The organism is Rothia nasimurium (assembly GCF_928381415.1).
Classification (GTDB): Bacteria; Actinomycetota; Actinomycetes; order Actinomycetales; family Micrococcaceae; genus Rothia; species Rothia nasimurium_H.
Genome location: NZ_CAKMSF010000029.1, coordinates 1 through 495 on the forward strand (window position 1 = coordinate 1; position 495 = coordinate 495).

General features: G+C 53.7%; 1 protein-coding gene. It reads left to right on the forward strand.

Translation table 11 applies throughout. The annotated features are described in order from the left end of the window. Positions 1-452: hypothetical protein (locus tag L7A20_RS11850; protein WP_237223683.1), on the forward strand; the 452-nt coding region annotated here is incomplete at its 5' end. Positions 453-495: the final 43 nt, after the last annotated feature.

Sequence of the window (495 nt, forward strand, 5' to 3'; positions counted from 1 at the left end):
GTGATCTGGGTGGTTATGCTCGTTCGCTTTCTGGTCAGACGGTGCAGAGTGTTACTTCTAATGTGGCTAGTAATAATTTGGCGTATGGTTTAGGTGATTTTCAGGAGCATACTGTGGGTGGTTATGTTCGGGCGACGGTGTCTGGTGTGGGGGTTGGTGTTTTGTCGCCGAGGGTGACGCCGTTGAGGCAGCAGGCTTTTGGTAAGCCTGGTGTTGATGCTGGCGTGGTTGAGCAGGGGTTGCGAGCCACGGGTGGATTTGTTGCAGATAGGGCTGCTGATTTTGGTGTGGGTATGGGTAACTATGCTGTGACACCGCAAGAAGAAGCCCTCAACTGGGAAGATGCACTCAAGGATGGTTTCAAGGGAGCTGTGAGTGGTGGTTCGGGGACGGTGAGCACGGGGTCTGCTGATAGTATTCGGGTGGCTACACCGAAAGTTGTAAGTGAATAATGAAGAAGAAGCGTAAGCCGCAGGCGGGGTCTCGCCGTGGGGT